The organism is Shewanella sp. VK101 (assembly GCF_056497865.1).
This window is the reverse complement of record NZ_CM151402.1, coordinates 2,847,889-2,863,787: the sequence shown is the minus strand read 5'-3', so window position 1 is coordinate 2,863,787 and position 15,899 is coordinate 2,847,889. Positions and strand designations below refer to the sequence as shown.

The 15,899-nt window shown below is 45.0% G+C and carries 12 protein-coding genes and 2 pseudogenes; 10 read left to right on the top strand and 4 right to left on the bottom strand.

Annotated elements, in window-relative coordinates; all coding sequences use genetic code 11:
• Positions 1–144: 144 nt before the first annotated feature.
• The 5 genes and pseudogenes from ACSHSR_RS12855 to ACSHSR_RS12835 all read left to right on the top strand — a co-directional run bounded on the left by ACSHSR_RS12855 (position 145) and on the right by ACSHSR_RS12835 (position 3,917).
• Positions 145–1,197 carry a DUF262 domain-containing protein gene (locus ACSHSR_RS12855; RefSeq protein WP_096141264.1) on the top strand — a complete coding sequence of 351 codons (1,053 nt, stop codon included), beginning with the start codon at positions 145–147 and terminating at the stop codon, positions 1,195–1,197.
• The gene (locus tag ACSHSR_RS12850; protein ID WP_096141263.1) at positions 1,190–1,840 is read left to right on the top strand and encodes an MAE_28990/MAE_18760 family HEPN-like nuclease; all 651 of its coding nucleotides are present in this window, start codon (positions 1,190–1,192) and stop codon (positions 1,838–1,840) included. Before ACSHSR_RS12855 ends, ACSHSR_RS12850 begins: the two co-directional genes overlap by 8 nt.
• A gap of 264 nt (positions 1,841–2,104) precedes the next feature.
• A pseudogene (locus ACSHSR_RS12845) lies at positions 2,105–2,272 on the top strand (alpha-amylase family glycosyl hydrolase); the annotation flags it as partial.
• A gap of 174 nt (positions 2,273–2,446) precedes the next feature.
• Positions 2,447–2,687 (top strand): annotated as a pseudogene (locus tag ACSHSR_RS12840) (transposase); the annotation flags it as partial.
• A gap of 240 nt (positions 2,688–2,927) precedes the next feature.
• Positions 2,928–3,917: a transposase gene (locus tag ACSHSR_RS12835; protein ID WP_186265555.1), complete on the top strand. Its 990-nt coding sequence runs from the start codon at positions 2,928–2,930 to the stop codon at positions 3,915–3,917.
• A 585-nt stretch (positions 3,918–4,502) separates the two neighbouring features.
• Here ACSHSR_RS12835 and ACSHSR_RS12830 read toward each other — a convergent pair.
• Positions 4,503–5,525: an IS110 family RNA-guided transposase gene (locus ACSHSR_RS12830; RefSeq protein WP_115389538.1), complete on the bottom strand. Its 1,023-nt coding sequence runs from the start codon at positions 5,523–5,525 to the stop codon at positions 4,503–4,505.
• Between the two features lie 344 nt (positions 5,526–5,869).
• Here ACSHSR_RS12830 and ACSHSR_RS12825 point away from each other — a divergent pair, with 344 nt between their 5' ends.
• Positions 5,870–7,303: a leucine-rich repeat domain-containing protein gene (locus ACSHSR_RS12825; RefSeq protein WP_479630811.1), complete on the top strand. Its 1,434-nt coding sequence runs from the start codon at positions 5,870–5,872 to the stop codon at positions 7,301–7,303.
• Here ACSHSR_RS12825 and ACSHSR_RS12820 read toward each other — a convergent pair.
• Complete coding sequence (locus ACSHSR_RS12820) at positions 7,272–8,366, bottom strand: ISAs1 family transposase (RefSeq protein WP_109248997.1); 1,095 nt, start codon at positions 8,364–8,366, stop codon at positions 7,272–7,274. The two genes, ACSHSR_RS12825 and ACSHSR_RS12820, sit on opposite strands and share 32 nt — an antisense overlap.
• Positions 8,367–8,952: 586 nt before the next feature.
• Here ACSHSR_RS12820 and ACSHSR_RS12815 point away from each other — a divergent pair.
• The 4 genes from ACSHSR_RS12815 (at position 8,953) to ACSHSR_RS12800 (ending at position 13,523) form a co-directional block, all read left to right on the top strand.
• Entirely contained in the window at positions 8,953–10,350 is a 1,398-nt protein-coding gene (locus ACSHSR_RS12815; RefSeq protein WP_479630810.1) for a leucine-rich repeat domain-containing protein, read from the top strand.
• Positions 10,351–11,108: 758 nt separating this feature from the next.
• The gene (locus ACSHSR_RS12810) at positions 11,109–11,744 is read left to right on the top strand and encodes a hypothetical protein (protein WP_144191568.1); all 636 of its coding nucleotides are present in this window, start codon (positions 11,109–11,111) and stop codon (positions 11,742–11,744) included.
• A 206-nt stretch (positions 11,745–11,950) separates the two neighbouring features.
• Positions 11,951–12,556, top strand: coding sequence for a hypothetical protein (locus ACSHSR_RS12805; protein ID WP_107352263.1), 606 nt, complete (start codon positions 11,951–11,953; stop codon positions 12,554–12,556).
• 430 nt (positions 12,557–12,986) lie between these two features.
• A complete protein-coding gene (locus tag ACSHSR_RS12800) occupies positions 12,987–13,523 on the top strand; it encodes a TetR/AcrR family transcriptional regulator (protein WP_223828938.1) in 537 nt (178 codons plus the stop codon).
• A gap of 351 nt (positions 13,524–13,874) precedes the next feature.
• Here the strand turns inward: ACSHSR_RS12800 and ACSHSR_RS12795 are convergent, their stop codons facing one another.
• Positions 13,875–14,840, bottom strand: a complete 966-nt coding sequence (locus tag ACSHSR_RS12795; protein ID WP_475627943.1) for a DUF2817 domain-containing protein — start codon at positions 14,838–14,840, stop codon at positions 13,875–13,877.
• A 95-nt stretch (positions 14,841–14,935) separates the two neighbouring features.
• Positions 14,936–15,673: a YciK family oxidoreductase gene (locus tag ACSHSR_RS12790; RefSeq protein ID WP_039033424.1), complete on the bottom strand. Its 738-nt coding sequence runs from the start codon at positions 15,671–15,673 to the stop codon at positions 14,936–14,938.
• Between the last annotated feature and the right edge of the window lie 226 nt (positions 15,674–15,899).

Sequence of the window (15,899 nt, the reverse complement as noted above, 5' to 3'; positions counted from 1 at the left end):
GTTCGTCGTAAGTGAGATTAGGACTAAATTCTATTATATCCAGCTAATACAACCAGATAACTATGTGCGTTTACACTCATCTGAGGACCAAAACGTGCGTGCGCACTATACAGCTGTTAAGGAAATCAACCAGACGGAGAGATAATGAGTAATTTAGAAAATGAGATACTAAGCGGTCGAAACAGTTTGTCAGCTGATCGGCTCGACATGTCATTTGGCGAGCTAATGAACATGTACTCAAACGATGAGCTAGTAATTGATCCTGAATTCCAAAGATTGTTCCGGTGGGATTTTGCTCAAAGGTCTAGGTTCATCGAATCAATACTTCTAGGCATTCCGATACCGTCAATTTTTGTTGCCGAAGACACAGATGGCAGGTGGGAGATTGTAGATGGCCTTCAAAGACTATCCACAATACTTTCTTACTTCGGAATGCTTAAGCACACTCCTGAAAAGAATGGATGGGCTCTTGTTGCCGGAGATGTGGTTGAGTCGCTCGAAGGGCTTCAAGTTGCAGACCTTCCAATTAAATACCAGCTGAATATAAAACGTTCAGTATGTCGAATTGAAGTTGTTAAATGGGATAGTAATTATGATATGCGTTACGAGCTTTTTAACAGATTGAATACAGGCGGCTCTCCCTTGACTGATCAAGAAATACGAAATTGCATATTTCGTGGTATTTCAGTTGAGTTTACCAACTTAATTAAACAGCTTTCATCAAAAGATGATTTCGTTGAGCTGATTCAGCCAACGCAAAAACAGAAAGATGAACTTTATCTAGATGAGCTGGTACTTAGGTTTTTTTCTCTCTTTCAGAATCATGAGAAAGTTAATAAAAACCTCTCAGATCATATGACTGAGTATATGAAAATGGCGACAAGGAAAGAAGTTGATTATGAGGGAAAGATGGAGGCATTTAATCGCGTTGTTGAAATTGTAAGACCGATTGGTCGAAGTGCCCTAAGCGGTAAAAACGGACAGCTGTCCACCAGTCTTTATGACGGGGTTTTTAATGGAGTAGCTGGAAACATTGATTATTATGAGAAAGCGGGTGAAGATAAACTCCGAGAAAAAATTGAAGCCCTCAAAGAGGACGACGAGTTTAAGAAGGTTTCTGGTGTGGCATCTAACTACAAGGAAAGGGTTAAAAAGAGAATTGAAAGAGCGATAGAGGTCTTCGCGCCGAATGAGTAACTTGCAATCGCTTCTCTGTTGCGAACTAGATGCTTTGCAGAGCAAGATGTATAAGTGCAAAACGGTGCATCTTCGTTACTCGATGCTCCCAGAGCACAGACACTTCCTACTTCGTCAGTCAATTTTAGGAATATATGCGGAATGGGAAGGTTTTTTGAAGAAGTCTGTTGCTCTTTATTTGCAGGAAATAAACAAAGAGCGCGTCCCATTCTCAAATTTGCATGATTATTACATATCCTATCAAACTGACAATGTCGCCAAATTCAAGTCACCAAAGACGGACTTTGGAACAATAACCAAGCTGTCTAGAAATTTGTTTGATATGTATCAGGGGCATGTGGTTTTCAGTACCGCTGTCAATACAGAGTCAAATGCCAACTTGAAGGTGACAAACACTATATTGAGAAAACTGTGTTTGAAATGTCTTAGATCTGAATATGAAACTCCACTTAATAAGCTATTGAAATTTAGAAATTCTATCGCTCATGGTGATGAAGGCATTCCCGTCAAACAGAGTGATGTCGATGATTTCACATTGCTCGTTCAAGATTTAGCAACAGATCTTACTCTGTCCGTCAATGAAGGCTTTCAGGATAAAGTTTACTTAACCCATCGGGAAATAAAAGAAAGGACAGCGAAATAAAAAACAATACAGGACAGCCAAAGAATACACAAAGAATACAGGACAGCCATATCTTTTTGATGTTTCGCCCAGGCTTGACTAGGCTTTGAAATACCCATCAAAGCTCAGTCGAGGTTGGTTATGACCACTGCCCGTCGCCAGTTGATAGATGCTGAAAGTACGCCCTTTTACCACGAAGAATACAGGACAGCCATATCTTTTTGATGTTTCGCCCAGGCTTGACTAGGCTTTGAAATACCCATCAAAGCTCAGTCGAGGTTGGTTATGACCACTGCCCGTCGCCAGTTGATAGATGCTGAAAGTACGCCCTTTTACCACGTGATTAACCGTTGCGTGAGAAGGGCATTTTTGTGTGGTGAAGATGCACTGTCGGGGCGCAGTTACGAACATAGACGTGGCTGGATAGTGGATAGAATCAGGCAGTTGTCGTCAACAGAGAATACAGGACAGCCATATCTTTTTGATGTTTCGCACAGCCTTGACTAGGCTTTGAAATACCCATCAAAGCTCAGTCGACAGGAATACAGGACAGCCATATCTTTTTGATGTTTCACACAGCCTTGACTAGGCTTTGAAATACCCATCAAAGCTCAGTCGAGGTTGGTTATGACCACTGCCCGTCGCCAGTTGATAGATGCTGAAAGTACGCCCTTTTACCACGTGATTAACCGTTGCGTGAGAAGGGCATTTTTGTGTGGTGAAGATGCACTGTCGGGGCGCAGTTACGAACATAGGCGTGGCTGGATAGTGGATAAAATCAGGCAGTTGTCGTCAATATTCTGCATCGACGTTTGCGCTTATGCGGTTATGAGTAATCACTACCATTTGGTGCTCAAAATCGACCTTGCTACGCAACAAGCGTTGACACCATTTGAAGTCATTGAGCGTTGGACCGGGCTCTTTAGTGGCAATCCTGTGGCGGCAAAGTTCCTCAAGGGCGATAGTCTCTCAGAAGGTGAGCAAGAATACAGGACAGCCATATCTTTTTGATGTTTCACAAGAATACAGGACAGCCATATCTTTTTGATGTTTCGCCCAGGCTTGACTAGACTTTGAAATACCCATCAAAGCTCAGTCGAGGTTGGTTATGACCACTGCCCGTCGCCAGTTGATAGATGCTGAAAGTACGCCCTTTTACCACGTGATTAACCGTTGCGTGAGAAGGGCATTTTTGTGTGGTGAAGATGCACTGTCGGGGCGCAGTTACGAACATAGGCGTGGCTGGATAGTGGATAGAATCAGGCAGTTGTCGTCAATATTCTGCATCGACGTTTGCGCTTATGCGGTCATGAGTAATCACTACCATTTGGTGCTCAAAATCGACCTGGCTGCGCAACAATCGTTGTCGCCATTTGAAGTCATTGAGCGTTGGACAGGGCTCTTTAATGGCAATCCTGTGGCGGCAAAGTTCCTCAAGGGCGATAGTCTCTCAGAAGGTGAGCAAATACTGTTGGATACGCTGATTAGCGATTGGCAGGAACGCCTTGGCAGCATTAGTTGGTTTATGCGCTGTTTAAACGAAGATATCGCCCGCAAGGCCAATCGAGAAGATGGCTGCAAGGGCGTATTCTGGGAAGGACGCTTTAAGTCGCAGGCGTTGCTCGATGAACAGGCGCTACTGGCCTGCATGATGTATGTGGATTTAAATCCCATTCGCGCCGGTATTGAAGATTCGCTGCAAACTTCTGATTACACATCCATTCAGGAACGCATAGAAGAAGTTGCTGAGCCTGCATCTGCCAACGCTTCAATTAAGCCACTGCTGCAATTTGATGGTGCAGCAACTACCGCCGAACAAGTCGGGATTCCGTTTCACTTTGCCGACTATCTGGAGCTGATTGATTGGACAGGCCGGGCGGTGCGGGAAGACAAGCGTGGCTTTATTGCCTCTTCCAGACCCAAACTACTGCTTGAGCTTGGTATCAGCGACGATGCCTGGATAACTTCCGCCAAGGAGTTTCGCCGTCAGTACAGTGGCATGAGTGGCCGATGGGATGCGATGTGTGCGATGAAGGCCAAATATGGTGGTAAATGGTGCCGGGGTAAGCAACAAAGCCAAGCAATACATCCCCATTAACCTTAAACCGTTCGTAATTTTGCATAAGCAGGCTTAAGCCTGCTGCAGATATGCCTGAAAACGGCAATTTTACATGAACCTCTGAAAGTGATCGTCTCAGAGAGCCTACTTCCAAAAATACGTTGTTATTTATCAAAGGCTGCCCCCTGCAACGTGCTCCTCGCGGCTCAGAAAGTGTTTAGGGGGTCCTGCATGTTTGGCTGCATGTTTGTTGGAAAGTGTTTAGGATGTCCTGTATATTGCTGGGCCCAAAGGGGAAGTGCTTTATAAATGCAGTGATAGAAGGGGAGAATCAAGACTTACTTGAGTATATCTTGGCCTCGGTATTGTATCCTTTCCTTTTCAAAGGCTCCATTCAAGCCTAAATAACTTATATGGACACCTCTCCGATGCAAGCACCGGCAGGTCTCTTTCTGACAAAGTAGCCACACACATATATCCGGCTTCGTGAGCCCTGATGAACATCCGTACTCTCTGTCCTCATTAGTGCCATGGCTTTTAGCAGCCCAGCTATTTGTCAGGTTCACAGAGAGTCGGTTCTACCTGTCAGCACATCAACTCTTTGGACTTATTAAAATCAGTTAGTTACTTAACGATATACTCTGTTTTTTGGTTTATTAGCGCCCACGCTATTCGGGCATTTTTGTTAGCCAGCGCCACTACAGCTTTGTTTACGCCACTTCGGGCAATAATACCTTTCAGCCACCGCTGGAGACCTCCACATCGTTCTTCCGGAAGGTTGATGACCCGGTAAACCACTGAGCGGGCGCCATGAATAAGCAGTCCTCGCAGATAACCATCTCCGCGTTTTGTTATCCCGAGTAGTCTGACTTTACCACCACTGCTGTGCTCCTTCGGAACCAGCCCCAGATAGCTGGCAAAATGCCGGCCATTCTGAAAATCAGCGCTGTCGCCTAGAGCTACCGTCAAGGCTGAAGCCCCTAATGGCCCGATACCAGGTATGCTTTTCAGTCTGAGGGTATCCTCATTTTGCTGGCTGATAAGCGCAAGGCGCAGATCCAGAGTTTTAATCCGCTGCTGATTGTCCTGAAGTTCCTGCAACATCTCATGGAACAGCTCCCGGCTGAGCGTGGTGAGCTCATTTTCTGCATCCTCCAGGTGCTCAGGCAGGTGGGCCATAATTTTATGAGCCCCTTCCGGTATGGCGATACCGTATTCCAGGCCTAGCCCCCGTATCTGGTTAATCAGCGCGGTTTTGTTTTTCATCAGCCGCTGGCGAACCCGGTGCAGACACTGAATATCCTGCTGTTCAATAGACTTCTCCGGCACATAGCGCATACCCGGGCGACTGTCAGCTTCGACAATTGCAGCTGCATCATTTTTGTCATTTTTACTGCCCATTCTGAAGGGGGCAACATACTGTGGACTGATTTGTTTAACTTCATGTCCGTATTGTCTGAACTGGCGTGACCAGTAATTTGCACTACCGCACGCTTCCATCACAATACGGGACGGAGGCTGCTGAACAATAAACGCCGTCAATTTTTCACGGGTGATCATTTTATTCGCTTTCTTCTCACCCTGCGCAGATACAATATTCACCTGAAAAACTCGCTTTGCCAGATCAATTCCGATAATTTGTTCCATGGGACACCTCTTCATATTGCTGTTGGTTTGCACTTACAGCATGGCTCACTGAAGTCTTTGTGGGGAGGTGTCCATTTCATTAGTTCCAAACAGTAGAATACTGCACCGATATCGTCTCCAAATGGTAACTTGACGCAGTTAGAACACCAAGCCTGATGAGCTGGGCTTCAGGAGAGCATATCCGGAAACTCTTGCGCCACAAGGGTTCAGCAAGATGTAGCACAAATAGGATCAGTTATTTAGACAAGGAGCCAATAATCTACCAAGAATTATGGGTGTCTTCATTTTGCGTCCTTTTCATTTTACGCCCAAATTATACTCAGAATCGATTGATGGAGAAAATATTGATAAAACAAAAACATGTGGTCTCGTTGACAGTCATACTTGGATTATGGTTACTGGTGGTAGGGCAAGTATTGGCGTTGTCTCCTGAAGAGAAAGCGGCAGCGATTATCCAAGCTTCGCCTGTAGCACAAAATATTCAGAGAAGTTTTAAGTCTGAATATGGCGCGCTATATTTTTTTGTTGAAGGACTTACAGGAGAATTCGGCCCGCTACCTTCGGAGCAGCATGAAAGACATAATGACGCCTTTATTCCTGCAATAATAGGAAGTAATGAATTTTTTGGCGGGACTGGCTCGCTGTCCCGTATCGCTGTGCTTCTTGATCAACAAGGAAAAGCTATAAATGTTGTCGTTGAGAGTAACACCAAATTACCAATTGAATTTATAAAGGCTGTTGCCAACACTCGGTATATGCTTCTGTGGGGAGTGCAATTTTTAGACGGTACACTTGATTTAAGTCAGTTTGGTAATCTAGAGAGACTTGCAATCTTAGGTGTAGGCACGACAAAACATATAGTTCTACCAGAAGCTGGAAATTTAGCTAAGTTAAGGATTGAACAAGCTAATCTGGAGAGTATTTTGAATGTTGAAAAGCAAACTCATCTTAACGTGTTAATTAGCTCCGTAGTAAATTTTAATGGATTCGATATTGTTGATGGAAGTCAGTCGCTAAAGTACTTGTCAATAGATTTATCAGGATCTGACCTTGATATCGGTTCCTTAATGAATTTGGAGCGAGCTGTGTTAACTATGCCGGAATATAAGAATATCTCCACTATTAATAAGTTGGAACATTTGCGTGAACTAAGTATACATGGAATGGATAGTCCGAAAGTTAAAGACGTGATTTTCCCTAAAAACTTAGAAAAGATTTGGATGTTTAACATAAAAAAAGGTAGTTTGCCTAAAATTAGTAATCTGCCTAAGTTAAAACGTATTGCTTTTCGTTCTGTCGAAGATAATGTACTGGAAAATGTGACTGATTTACCAAACTTAAAAGAGATATTTGGTGCAGCTAGTAATCTACCTACATTAGATGGTGTTGATAAATTACCCAGTCTTGTAAAAGTAGATTTTAGAAATAATGGGACTGTTGATATTTCGTCAGTAGCATCACTGCCTAATTTGGAAGGTTTATTTGTTCGTGAAAACGACTTGGATGATATCAGTGTGATTACTGAGATGCCCTGGCTAAAGTCAGTCGATGTTTCATTCAATCGTTTAATGACTTTGCCAAAATTGAAGCCTGGGAATAACCTTAGGAGAATTGATTTTTCTGATAATCCTATTGAAGCTATTTCTCCAGAAGTATTAGCGTCTTACTCTTCTGTACGAAAAAGTGCTTACAATACTCCTTTTTATCAGAGCCTAACCCAGGGCGGGATTCCACTTTGTTTATATCTTAACCAAATAACAACTCTGAGCGAAATGTAGGACTCCAACCAGCACGGCGGCGCTTACCTGCCAGACTGTCTTTTTTGCCTTGGTGCTGCCTTATCGCACTCAGAGCCGCTCGGTTAAATAGGGCGAGATGCTTTGCGCCATCAGGATCCGTTACCTTCAGCGCATCTTCGCGGAAGACCACATCCAGCACCCAATGGAGCTGATTTTCTACCCCCCAATGCTCTCGAATAGTCCTCGCGGCCTCTTCGGCATTGAGCGGTAAGGAACTGACATACCAGCGTGAAGAACATGATGTTATTCCATCGACTGTCCGTTCACTGGCAACTTCGATAAATGAGGTGATGTGCGGCCACTTTTTCTTAAGTTCCGCTGATAATTCTGCTTCTATCTGCATGACTGTTCGGCGCTCCCTGCGGCCATGACCCATGTTGAACTGCTCAAATATAGCCAGTTCTGGCTGCTCATACGCTTTACTGAAGCTGGTTTTGACTGCTTCAAATAATCCCGGCTGGTTCGACTTGAGCTGAATAATGAAATCACCGTTCCCCTGTTTAATTTTGTTCATGGTAGACACCTGACAATGCAGTGCATCCAGCGTCAGAACGGCATTATCCAGTGCCATAGCATCAATCATGTTGCGGGCGACTTCAGCTTCTTTCCCTTTAGAATGTGAACTGTCTTGGTAAAGTGTAATGCCGTTGCCGACATCAAATGCGCTGACAACATGGAGTGCATTCTTAGCATCCTCACTCCACGCCCCGCGCAGGGTTTTTCCATCCAGCGCGATAACGGTTTTCCCTTCCGTTTGCCGTTGCTCATTGATCCAGCCAAATATGGCTTGAAGGAGCAGTTCGCTGTCCAATGCTTTGATTATATTACTGATACAATGCCTTTTAGGGATGCCATTTTCGAATTTTCGGTACAGACGGAGCCAATCTAGCTGTTCTTCTCCGAATTCCTGAATAGACTTCCACCCAGTCGCACCGCTGAGGATAGCACTGAGTGTCAGGAACACCACATCCACTAAATTATGCTTTAGATTGATGTCCTTACGGGGATCGGTAATCTGTTCTAGTTGTTTCAAAAGGGTCATGGTCATCTGTGGATTAAGGGCAAGGCAGATCAGATCATGACCAACCGTAAAAGTTCAATTTAAAGTGGGATCCCGCCCTGGAGCCTAACCCACGAGCAAAGACGGGCATTCTAAGTTTAGGAGTTAGTGATGAAACGCAATCACCCAATAATGAGGACGTGTGTGATTATATGTGTGGTATGTAATCTACCACCGTTGCTTTATCGGATGTATATCGAGTTGTCGGATGGGGTCAATAGCTTGCTTGATTATGTGTTTATTATTGGTTTGACCACAATGCTACACATTATTATCGTTGGCATTTTGAGGAAAGGTAATAACAAAAATAAGTAGTAAAAAACTGCCTTCGGCGTTTTTTACTACTTGACTTGACTTGACTTGACATGGTAAGTGCTTTATCTCAGTTCATTTATTGGAGAATGAATGAGTAAACATTGAGGTCATGTCTGTTGCTCAATTGTTGAATGCTGATTTAATTTTCGCCAGCAGAACCCAGCGAGCAAGAATTTCACCTGTGTAGAATATGGAATCACCCGAGATTTCGTATCCTCAATTATACTCAGAATCGATTGATGGAGAACAAATAGTGATAAAACAAAAACATGTGGGCTCGTTGACAGCCATACTTGGATTATGGTTACTGGTGGTAGGGCAAGTATTGGCGTTGTCTCCCGAAGAGAAAGCGGCAGCGATTATCCAAGCTTCGCCCGTAGTGCAAAAGATAAAGCAAAATTTTAAACCTGAATATGGAAAACTAAGCTTCTTTGTCAATGGCCTAACAGGGGAGCTCGGGGATCTTCCATCAGAGCGCCGTGAAAGGCAAAATGATCATCTGGTTCCTTCAATCGAAGGAAGAAATGAACATTTTGGAGGCTCGGGTTCGCTATCTCGCATTGCCGTGCTTTTAGACCAACATGGCAAAGCAGTAAACGTTGTATCAGAGAAAAACACAACTATACCTCCAGAGTTTTTATCAGCTATTGTGGATGCTCGTTATGTTCATTTAAGACGGTCAATATTTATTAATGATAAAATGGATTTAAGCCAGTTTTATCAATTGGAACGACTCAGCATTTCAGCAGTAGATAATGTTAGAAATATTATTCTACCTCAATCTGGGTGCCTTAATAAATTATTGATTAGTGGTGAGGAAATACGCCTTATTAGTAACTTAGAAAAACAAGTAAATCTCGATTTATTGATTAGTTATGTGGTTAACTCGAGTAGTTTTAACGGTATCAATAAAATAAAGTCGCTAAAGTTCTTATCCATAGATTTGTCATCTTTAAACATTGATGTAGGTTCTTTGAAAAACTTGGAGAAGCTTAGATTAAAGAATCCAGGTTACAAGAATATTGCCACTGTACACAATTTAGATAAGTTGCGTGAATTGAGTATTGATGGAATGAAAGACTCAAGATTTAAAGGCTTAGCCCTTCCTAAAAATTTAGAAGAGATTTCAATCTATGACGTGAAAAAAGGTAGCCTACCGAAAATTAGTAATCTACCTAGGTTAAAACGTATTGCTTTTCGTTCTATCGAAGATAATGTTCTGGAAAATGTGACTGATTTACCAAACTTAAAAGAGATATTTGGTGCAACTAGTAATCTACCTACATTAGATGGTATTGATAAATTACCCAGTCTTGTAAAAGTAGATTTTAGAAATAATGGGACTGTTGATATTTCGGCGGTGGCATCACTGTCTAATTTGGAAGGCTTATTTGTTAGTGAAAACGACCTTGATAATATCAGTGTGATTGCTGAGATGCCCTGGCTAAAAGCAGTCGATGTTTCATTCAATCGTTTAATGTCTTTGCCAAAATTGAAGCCTGGGAATAACCTTAGGAGGATTGATTTTTCTTATAACCCTATTGAAGCTATTTCTCCAGAGGTATTAGCGTCTTATTCTTCTGTGCGAAAAAGTGCTTACAATACTCCTTTTTATCAGAGCCTAACCCACGAGCAAAGACGAGCATTCTAAGTTTAGGAGTTAGTGATGAAACGCAATCACTCAGTGATGAGGATGTGCGTGATTATATGCGTGGTATGTAATCTACAGCCACTGCTTTAGTAGGGAACAGGAACAATATAGCCAGGAACAATGGAGACACCCGATATAAGCCGGGTAAAGGCGTTAGTTGTCAATGTTACAGAAAGGCAGAGGTTTCCACTTGAGGAAGATCCTCTTTCAACTCCAGTGAAGGTTTCTCGGCTATTGAAGTGGGTACAAAGTCGAGTTCCCAAGCACAATGAAGATCGAATAGGGTTCGATGGGTGAGGGAGAGCATGGAGCCTTGGGAATTCAGCTAAATAGCTTCTGGCAATGGGTAGCCCCTTGCCTTCATCGATGTTGGAGGTGGTTGTAACTCTGGTTTTATAGAGCATTGTCATAGCTGCAAGGGACCAAGAAGCCCTGATATAGGTGAAGTCGCAACCCATTGTCGGTGGGAATATTAAACGGTTCAAAAGGACAGGTCGTCCTGCTGGCTGCAGTGTGGCCACCTTGTTATTGCGGATGATGCGCCCGCTATCATCAATCAGTTGCGAAGAGTCCTTGATACCTAACAAACCATTGAAACCTAGGCAAGGAGTCAACAATTTGTCGAAAACTATGGGTCTGGATTTTGTTTATTGTCTTGGTTTTGTTTTTGGGTTTTGTTACTGTCCCGGCTCATTGTTGAGCCACTAGAATCCGTGGACTACTGAAATTGCATTCGCCAGATATTTAAGGGAATAGAAATGAGCGTTTCGATGTATCGCAATATGATTTGGTTGGTCGTAGAAAGCCGCGACCTAGATGGAATAGCTGAACACCTGAAGGGGGAAGCGGATATCAAGTCCATCAGTGATTTGGGGTCTGCCGACGATCTGAAGTTTATCTGGAAAACTTCACACCTGGTTGTCGCGGATCTTGATGGGCTTATCTACCTTGGCGGTTGGGGCTTGCCGTTCCGGCAGTATGGCCGCAGGGACAGTATGGAGATGCTGGATGAATGCCTACGCAACCTTTCAGAATTCGCCGCTAGGTTAAGCCAGAAATTTGGGAAAACCTATGGCTTTGGCGACCATCAGGGCGGTATATACAATTTTTGGTTTATGGCGGAAGACGGTCAGGTAACAAGAAAATACGCCGTGTATCATGATGGGCTGCATGAATATGACCAAAGCCACATTTCGGCGGGTGAACCTACAGAGGCTGAGGTTCAAGCGGCCAAGCGTTGCCATATTAACGGTTTGTCTACAGGGGGAGGTTATCCTGATGACGCGAACGTTCGGGAAATCGCCACCAACTGGGTTCTTGATCCCCAGCAGTTTTCGCAACGCCTGATCAGAGCCAAGCTAATTGAGTGGAGTCTGAGAAAACCCGGGACATAAGAACGGGAAATACTGCTGAAAGGGGGCAGAGCGATTTACTTTTGCCGGTTAAGTGTCCAGAACTACTATAACTTGGTTGTCAACGCTATTGGAGCATGAATGCCGGTAATGAGAGATTATTTTTTATTTCGTTCATAGTAATGATTTTAAAGAAAAACTGAAAAGACCACTTGTGTAAATTCGAAATAATTCCAAAGAGAAGGCAGATGAACCCATACAACGAGCAGTATTATATTCTTTCCCTGAACCACGATGAGGAAACCCTATACCTTAGCCCAGAAATGCGTTCTGCCACGAGACATTATGAGTTCACGAAACTAACGGCCGGTGATCCTATGTTTTTTAAAAATGGCTATCGGGATGAGGACCTTGCAAAAGGGGTTAAGCGACCAATTAAAAAAGCGCATATGGCAATTAACTACCCTATTATTGATGACGAGATCAAACGGGAGCTTGGTGAGGTAGACAATGAGTTTTTTCAGTTATACCCCGCTGTGATTGTCGACGACGAGCAAAATTATCATGAAGGCTTTTGGGTATTCAATATTTTTGAGTATATGGATGTTTTGAACCTTGAAGAGTGCTTGATTAACAACTACAAGCCAGGTGAAGACGAGTATGCAATAAAACGATACTCTCTCTGCAAGCAAAAGATGCAAACTATACCCGAAAATGAACGTTTGGTATTTATGCCTGAATACTCTGACTTTCCTCATGTCATGGTTCACGAGAAGATTGTTAAGGTTTTTAAAGAACTCAAGGTCGATACACTTAATTTTGTCAAAGTTTCCGACTGTGTAAACCTCCCCTAAAGTAATTTGTCTCCGTTATATGCACTACAACCTACACTGGCCCCAGCATCAGAAGAGTGAAAGTTGAAAGACTGACTTACTTCTTGATTTTGCCGGGGCTTGTTGTTTGCTGACTCGCGATGAGCGGCATCACTCCAGCTTTGGCAGGGGGCTGTTTTGCGGCTGCCTGGCGTTATTCCACTCCTGCCAGGCTGCCTTGGGGCCCATCATAAACGCAATAAGCACTAGTCCACCGGGTATCAGGACGGCTTTCAGTATCGGCCCCAAGATATACGAATAGAAGCAGATAAAGGGGATGTATAAGACATAGCCTACTGCGAGTGTTAGAATCTTAACGACTGATTTCATGTGATTTACCTTGGTATAAATAAAATTGAGCGCGCTCATTATATTTATTGAGCGCGCTCAATTACAAGTAAAAGGTTCACTTTTGACTGCAAATATGACCCCTAAAAAACGCCAAACCCGCGAGCGCATCTGCCAATGCGCATGGGAGCTGTTTATCGAGCAAGGTTTTGAAGCGACATCGACCCGCGATATTGCCAAAGCAGCAGGGATTGCCAATGGCACCTTGTTTAGCCACTTCAGCAATAAAGAAGAGTTGTTGAAGGCGTTGATGTTGGAGCTTATCGCCGGAGTTATCAGCGAGGCGCAGAGCAGCGATGACTTTGAGCAGCCTAAGTTGAAGATGCAGCATTATGCCAGGCATTTATACGGATTCTATTTGCAGCATGTGGAGTTCAGTAAAACCTTGCTGCAAGGCTTAATTTGGCAAGGAGCTTTCTTTGATGAGCAGATCCGCCAGTTCAAAGAGCTGCTGTTTACCTGTGCGCCTCATTATGATGCAGTGAGGGCAACCATTATGATGGATTGCTATTTTATGACCTTGGTTGAAGGGTTGAATGCGCCGAATCCCGATATAGATACCATGGTGAAGCGTCTTAGTGCCAAACTGGCGTTGCTGTGAGGTCACATCGCCAAAAGGCGAGGAAAATAAGTTAATTAAGAGCCGGCACTGGGGCATAAAGCTTAGTGCCGGGTCTAGTTATTTGAGCCTCAATACTTAAGTTTCAAGGCTCCAGCTTCAATCCTGAAAACTTAATTCCGGGTTAGCTTTAGGGAAGGTGCGAACAAGTCCCATGTGTGCTCTGCGTCGGCTTACGGGCCTGGATGCAAGGCGTGGTTCGCAGCAAATGGCCCTAGTCCTTTGCAAGAAGCACAACACAGCAGGCAGGCCTGTAAGCCACGCCCTTCGGGGCTTTCACAGCAACCGGCTCTCAGCGTTATCCGACTTCGACAGGCCCCGGCATGCCTTCAGTCAGATGCCTTGAACGCCAATTGCTGTGCAAGCCAGAGTGCCACGAGGACTTATTCGCACCTTCCTTAGATAATCCAGCGCGCCACAAACCGCGGCTACCTGGGCGGCATTGCACTGTTCATCGCTTGCCTGCGGGCTGTCCGGGTAGACTTCTGTGGTGCAGGTGTATGGGGCATTGGTAACCGAGGCACATAGACCAAGCTGCTTGAGCGGATAACGGATAACGCCGTGGTCGACCACAGGAGAGCCGATGATATTGCCGTCTTTGTCGGCCGGAGCGATATGGGTCACTTTGGCGACCGTTTCGATAATGGCTCGTTGGAATTCAGGTTGCGGCATGGCTTCATCATCTACCACATAAAAACCGTCCGGGATCTCACCGGGAGCTATGATTTTGCCATCGCGGGCCGCCAGCGCCGGGCGAAACTCGGTTTCATCCGTGTCTGTGGTTTCATGCAGATCGATATGAGCCAGGAAAGGGGCGCCGTGGCTAGCAACCAGAGCCATCAATGCGGCAGACTCTTCCGCCGGGCTGGGTTCAAAGAAGGAACGATTGGGATCGATAGCCAAGGGATTCCAACGGTTGATGACTTCGTATCCCCAAGGGCTGACACAGGGAACGACAAGGAGATTGAAATCCGCTTGATAACGTTCGGCTTCCTGCTCGAGAAACTGCAGCGCACCTTGAACGCCACTGGTTTCATAACCGTGGATCCCGCCTGTGACCAATACCCAAGGCTTATCTGCCTGTGGCGATTTACTCTGCAGGGCGAGCAGGGGATAACGTTCCGGGTCATAACTTAAGGCGCCGTACCGGCGGCATTCAAAAGCTGTCTTGAGGGCATAGATCTTGTCGAGCACCTGTTCACGGTAGCTGCGTTTGATGTTTTGGGTGGCGCGCCAGGCGGATTTTTCGGCATCCCCCCAGGGAGTACCTGGAGTGCCTATAGGGTATTCTTGACTCATGGATTGCCTCCTTATTTCTTTTATAAAACGTGTATGAATGGCGTATGAATAGCAAAACGCAGCCCATTGGACTGCGTTTATTCTTGAGGAAAATGTTACTGGGCGTTAAAGGCCTGACCGTTTTCCTGCAGGCTGTCGTCGCCCATCAGATACAGATAAACGGGCATTATCTGCTCTGGCGTCTTGAGATCCAGAGGGTTCTCTGCCGGATAAGCCTTGGCGCGCATGCCAGTGCGGGTTGCTCCCGGATTGATACTGTTGGCGCGCACCTGGGTGCCTTCACATTCATGAGCCAGCACCTGCATCATGCCTTCGGTAGCAAACTTGGAGAAGGCATATGGACCCCAGTAAGCGCGGCCCTTACGGCCAACACTGCTGGAGGTAAAAATAATTGAGGCGTGCTCAGCCTTGCGCATCACAGGCAACAGTGCCTTGGTCATCATGACTTCAGCCACCACATTGACCTTGAGCAGATCTTCCAGTGACTGAATATCAATATGTTCAAATGGCCCCAAAGCGCCCAACAGGCTGGCATTATGCAGCAGGCCATCGAGCTTGCCGAATTGCTGCTCTATGGTTTCGGCCATGTCGCGGTAGTTTTGTTCGCTGGCGCCCTTGAGATCCAGAGGCACAATCGCTGGAGTCGGGCCACCGGCGGCTTCAATTTCATCGTAAACGGCTTCTAGCTTCTTGACCGTTTTGCCCAGCAGGATCACTGTGGCGCCATGGGCGGCATAGGTCTTGGCTGCGGTTTTGCCAATGCCGTCGCCGGCACCGGTTACCAGAATAGTTTTGCCCTTGAGAAGATCTTTTGCTGCTTGATATTCCAACATGGGGAGTTGTTTCCTCTTCGCGCTAAAGCCCGCCAATACTCGACTCACTACAGCGGTATACATCTGTTTAAAACAAATGACTGTTCATTGTTACTTTTCGTTGCGTGCAACTGTGACAAAAATGTAGCTAACTCAATATTTTTACGTTAACTTGAGACGAGCTGAGGACTGATTTCAGCTCCTCTGGTCACAGTGTCTGGGGTATTGTGACCAATTTCTTGGGGAA